At 66.1% G+C, this 4,773-nt stretch carries 4 protein-coding genes; 1 reads left to right on the forward strand and 3 read right to left on the reverse strand.

Features of this window, described 5'->3' with window-relative positions; translation table 11 throughout:
• Positions 1–275 (reverse strand): transporter substrate-binding domain-containing protein (locus KGM94_RS23540; RefSeq protein ID WP_300264615.1); only part of this gene is annotated, 275 nt, incomplete at its 3' end.
• An 82-nt stretch (positions 276–357) separates the two neighbouring features.
• Complete coding sequence (locus KGM94_RS23545) at positions 358–1,743, reverse strand: M20 family metallopeptidase (protein ID WP_300264617.1); 1,386 nt, start codon at positions 1,741–1,743, stop codon at positions 358–360.
• 197 nt (positions 1,744–1,940) lie between these two features.
• On the opposite strand from KGM94_RS23545, the gene KGM94_RS23550 reads away from it, so the two are divergent.
• Positions 1,941–3,320 (forward strand): LLM class flavin-dependent oxidoreductase, encoded by a 1,380-nt coding sequence (locus KGM94_RS23550; RefSeq protein ID WP_300264619.1) that lies wholly within the window; start codon positions 1,941–1,943, stop codon positions 3,318–3,320.
• A 223-nt stretch (positions 3,321–3,543) separates the two neighbouring features.
• Here the strand turns inward: KGM94_RS23550 and KGM94_RS23555 are convergent.
• On the reverse strand, positions 3,544–4,773 hold a 1,230-nt coding region (locus KGM94_RS23555), incomplete at its 5' end, for a thiamine pyrophosphate-dependent enzyme (RefSeq protein WP_300264621.1).

The following is a 4,773-nucleotide window of genomic DNA, read 5'->3' on the forward strand; positions in this document are numbered from 1 at the left end:
GCCGAGGTCACCGGGTTGAGCTTGACCTCGAGCTTGTCGAGCTTGAGCTCCTTCTTCACGGCGTCGACGACCTTGTAGCAGATGTCCATCGCGAAGCCGACGGGCTTCTGGTTGTCGTCGAGATAGGAGAACGGGATCGAGGAGTCGCGGAAGCCGAGCGTGATGGCGCCGGTGTCCTTGATGTTCTTCAAGGTGCCCGTGAGCTCTGCCGCGCCGGCCTGGCTCATGACAAAGGTCGCGGCGATCGCGAGGCCGAGGTTTCGGAAATGTTTCACTTTTTCTCCCCTTCTTGGATGGATGCGAAATGCTTGCATAAATCGGGCCGAAATAGAATGTGACTTTCCATGCTCCCTTTGGCTAGGCCGGCGGGCGTTCCAGATCGCCCAGATCCCAGAACAGGCCGGCCATGACCGTCAGAGCCTCCTCGGTGAGGGGCAGCAAAATATGCTCGTTGGGTGCATGCTGGGAGCAGCCGGGATAGGAATGGGGCACCCAGATCGTCGGCAGCCCCAGGATCTCGGAGAACACGTCGTTCGGCAGCGAGCCGCCGAAATTGGGCAGGACGGCCGGCGCCTTGCCGGTGGTCCGCTGCACGGATTCCGCCGCCCATTTGATCCAGGGACTGTCGAAATCGGTGCGCGAGGCGGCAAAGCTCTGCGCCGCCCGCACCTCGATCATCGGAAAGCCCTGCTCGACGAGATGGGCGCTGATCGCGTCGACCAGGCCGTCGATGCGGGTGCCGACAACGAAACGCAGTTGCAGCACGGCATTGGCATGGCCGGGGATGGCGTTGGCCGGTCTTTCGATATTGCCAGCCGACAGCGCCAGCACCTCGAGGGTGTTCCAGGCATAGAGCCGTTCGGCGGCGGACAGCCCTTCCTCGCCCCAATTTTCCGCCAGCGCCGGTTCGTCGGCGGTCGGCTCGACATTCACGTCGGCAAGAAAACTCTTGATCTGGTTGGTCAGCCGCGGCGGCTTCAGCCGCTCCAGCCTGAGGCGACCGTGGCCGTCGACCAGGGTCGCAATCGCGTTGACCAGGATGGTCGCGGGGTTGGCGAGCACGCCGCCCCAATTGCCGGAGTGATGCCCGCCATCGCGCAGGTTGACGTCGAGATGGATGCGAATGCCGCCGCGGCAGCCCAGGAACAGGGTCGGCCGGTCCGCCGCGAGCCGCGGCCCGTCGGAGGCCATGAACAGATCGGCCTTCAGCGCGGCGCGATTGTCGGCGCAGACCGTAGCCAGATCGGGTGAGCCGATCTCCTCGCCCATCTCGACGATGAATTTGGCATTGAAGCCGAGCTTGCCGCCGCGCGCCGCGCGCACCGCGCGAAGGGCGGCGAGGTTGATGCTGTGCTGGCCCTTGTTGTCGGCGGTGCCGCGGCCGTAGACGCGAGTCCCTGCGATCGTGGCATGCCAGGGATCGCGATCGTCGCGCCACTCGCCCTCCATGCCGTCGACGACGTCGCCATGGCCGTAGATCAGCACGGTCGGCGCCGACGCGCTCTCGATATGTTCGGCCAGGAGGAACGGCGCCTTGCCGCTCGGGGATTCCACGAGGCGGCTGTCGAAATCGAGCGCGGCGAAAGCCGGCCGCATCTCCTGTTCCAGATAGGCGCGCAATTCCTCGGCCCGCGCCGGATTCTGGCTCTCGGTGCGATAGGCGACGCGACGGTCGAGTTCGGCGAGGAATGCGCCGGAGGCGATGTCGTGACGTGCGCGGGCGATGGCGTCGGCTCTGGTCATGTCTTCTTTGCTGGCTGATCGGGAACAAGCGTAGCGAGATACGCAGGTCTTCGAAAGTGGCGGGGCCTGCGATTTCGTCCTTGCGCTCTTGATTTTCGCTTGCCAAGGGCAGGTTCGATGCAAGACCTTCGCCGCGATCCGGGCCGTTGGCATTGGCGCTTTCCGCGGCCCGAGCAAGACGCAAGAGGGACAGGTCGATGGCGAAGGAAATCAGGCTCAACGCGTTTGCGATGAATTGCGTCGCACATCAGTCGCCGGGCCTGTGGACCCATCCGCGCGACCGCACCAGCAGCTATAACCGCCTGCCCTACTGGCTCGACCTGGCGAAGACGCTGGAGCGCGGCCGCTTCGATGGGCTATTCCTGGCCGACGTGCTCGGCGTCTATGACGTGTACGGCAACAGCCCCGACGCCGCCTTGCGCAACGCCGCGCAGACGCCGTCGAACGAGCCGCTGCTGCTGGTCTCGGCGATGGCCGCGGTGACGCAAAATCTCGGCTTCGGCGTCACCTCCAACCTCTCCTTCGAGCCGCCCTACCCGTTCGCGCGGCGGATGTCGACGCTCGACCATCTCACGGAGGGACGGATCGGCTGGAACGTCGTCACCGGCTATCTCGACAGCGCCGCGCGCGGCGCCGGCAAGGAGAAGCAGACCGCACATGACGACCGCTACGACATCGCCGACGAATACATGGAGGTGGTCTACAAGCTCTGGGAGGGAAGCTGGGAGGACGACGCGGTCCTGCGCGACCGGGCGCGCGGCATCTTCACCGATCCCGCCAAGGTGCATCGCATCAGCCACGAGGGCCAGAACTGGCGTATCAACAACACCATCCATCTGAGCGAACCGTCGCCGCAGCGCACCCCCGTGCTGTACCAGGCCGGCACCTCGCCGCGCGGCCGGCAATTCGCCGCCCGGCACGCCGAATGCGTGTTCATGTCGGGGCCGTCGGCCAAGGTGATCGCACCGCGGGTGTCCGCGATCCGGCAGGCGGCCTCGGAGATCGGCCGCAATCCGGCGGAGATTTTGATGTTCTCGATGATGACGATCATCCTGGCGCCGACGGAAGCCGAGGCGAGGGCGAAATATGCCGACTATCGCAGCCACATCAGCGCCGAAGGCGCGCTTGCGCTGATGTCGGGATGGACCGGCGTCGACTTCTCCGGCTACGACCTCGACCAGCAGGTGCGCCATGTCCAGAACGACGCCGGCCGCAGCGCGATGGACAACGTGACCCGCGCCGATCCCGACCGGGTCTGGACGGTGCGCGACGTCATCGAACATGTCGGCATCGGCGGCGCCGGCCCCGTCGTGGTCGGCACGCCCGAGAGCGTCGCGGACAAGATCGAAGACTGGTTCGAAAAGACCGACGTCGACGGGCTGAACGTGGCGTTCGCGATCTCGCCCGGCGATTTCGAGGACATCGCCGACATGCTGGTGCCTGAATTGACCCGCCGCGGCCGCTACAAGGCGTCCTACGCGCAAGGCACGCTGCGGGAAAAGCTGTTCGGCACCGGCCGCGCAAGGCTCGCCGCGCCGCATCCGGCGGCGGGGCATCGGGTGGGGAAGAAGGGGTAGGCCAAAGGACACCCTGCCTCCGCATCGTCATTGCGAGCGAAGCGAAGCAATCCAGAAATGCATCCGCAGAAGCAGTCTGGATTGCTTCGTCGCTACGCTCCTAGGAAGAAAGTGGGTGGGTACCGGTCTAAACTCAGTCAGAGTGGCTCACCCATTTTCATCTAAGGCGGGTCGGCCCCTCGGGCCGGTCGGAACTCGCAATGACGGCGGTGGACGGCCCCCCTCACACCTTCCCGTCCACCATCACCTCGATCAGCTTGGTGCCGGGGCGGTTGAAGGCAGAGGTCAGCGTCGGCTTCAGCTCGGCGGGGTCGCCCAGCTTGATCGCCTCGCAGCCGAGCGATCTTGCGATCCCCGCGAAATCGACTGGCGGGTCGACGAAATCCATACCGACGTAATTGTCGTCGCCGTGGAAGGCGAGCAGGCGCTGCTTGATGATGCGGTAGCCGCCATTGTTGGCGATGACGACGTTGAGCGGCAGCTTGTGGTGGGCCGCCGTCCACAGCGACTGGATCGAGTACATCGCGCTGCCGTCGCCGGAGAAGCACACCACGGGACGCGCCGGGTTGGCGAGGCTGACGCCGACGGAGGCCGGCAGGCCCCAGCCGATGCCGCCGGAGGCGAGGCCGTGATAGCCGTAGCGGTCGCGATGCGGCCGCAGGTTCAGAATCTGGCGCCCGGAGGTGAGGCCCTCGTCGACCAGGATCGCGTTGTCGGGCATCGCCTCGACCATGTTCAGCACCAGAAAGTCCGGATCGATCGGCGTGCGGCCGCTGCTCTTTTCGATCTGCGCGACCAGCGCGGCGCGGCGCGCGGTCCAGTTCTTTGCCGCGAGCCCGGCGAGGCGCTGTTTCGCCCGCGCTTCCAGCGCGGCACCGCCCATCTGTCTCAGCACCGGCACGAGCGCCCGCAGCGTCTCCTTCACATCCGCCTTGAGTGCAATCTCGGCGCCGTAATTCTTGGCGATCTCCCGGTCGGCGAGACCGACTTGCACGATGGGCAGACCGTCCGGCAACGCGTCGGTCTCGCTGTAGACGGACATGCGCAGGGGATCGCCGCCGAGCGCGATGAGGAGATCGTAGGGGGCAAGCGTCTCGCGCGCCGTCTTCTGGATGCGCGCCAGCGTGCCCATGAAGCTCGGGCTCTCGGAGAGGAAATGCGCGCCATAGGGCGTGGAGGACTGATAGGCGGCGGCACCGAGCGTCTCCGCGAATTCGGCGGCTTCCTTCAGCGCGTCGCTTCTGACGATCTCGTCCATGGTCACGATCGCGGGCCGCTCGGCCTTCAAGAGACGCGCGGCAAATGCCTTCAGCGCGTCGTCGGACGGCTTCGTCCGGGCATCGACGCGGGTGGAGCGGCCGAGCTCGATGCCGGCCTCGGCATTGAGGATGTCGCCGGGCAGCGAGATGAACACCGGTCCCGTGGGCGGCGTCATCGCGATCTTGGCGGCGCG

It is taken from the genome of Bradyrhizobium sp. (assembly GCF_028868675.1).
Taxonomy (GTDB): Bacteria; Pseudomonadota; Alphaproteobacteria; order Rhizobiales; family Xanthobacteraceae; genus Bradyrhizobium.

What these genes read in the sequence shown, in the direction of transcription:
- KGM94_RS23545 (WP_300264617.1), bottom strand. Translation starts at nt 1,743, where the DNA reads ATGACCAGAGCCGACGCCATCGCCCGCGCACGTCACGACATCGCCTCC.
- KGM94_RS23550 (WP_300264619.1), top strand. Translation starts at nt 1,941, where the DNA reads ATGGCGAAGGAAATCAGGCTCAACGCGTTTGCGATGAATTGCGTCGCA.